The sequence below is a fragment of the Paraburkholderia sp. SIMBA_053 genome (assembly GCF_046534895.1).
Classification (GTDB): Bacteria; Pseudomonadota; Gammaproteobacteria; order Burkholderiales; family Burkholderiaceae; genus Paraburkholderia; species Paraburkholderia caledonica.
In genome coordinates, this window is the sequence record NZ_JAWRXU010001857.1 from 1 (window position 1) to 232 (window position 232).

A 232-nucleotide genomic window follows, 5' to 3' on the forward strand; every position below is an offset into this window, starting at 1 on the left:
CCAAGCTCACGGTGAGCAAGACCTTGGCTGGATATCGCCCCTTATGGACTACAGTGCAAAAGCAGTCGCCGTTCTGAGTGGCAATTGGTGGCTGCTCCTACTAAATGCTGATATTCCCATGCGTGCAGAGCCCGATGATCAACATGGCAACGTTCGTGAGTTTGGCCTCGACATGACGGGAAACACCACCAGCACGCCGGGCCAGTGGCGCGTCGTCAACCCCTGCCCGGGT

At 57.8% G+C, this 232-nt stretch carries 1 protein-coding gene; it reads left to right on the top strand.

What is annotated here, in order from left to right:
- Positions 1-43: 43 nt before the first annotated feature.
- The coding region (locus tag SB753_RS41965) for a hypothetical protein (RefSeq protein WP_410805807.1) at positions 44-232 on the top strand (189 nt) is incomplete at its 3' end.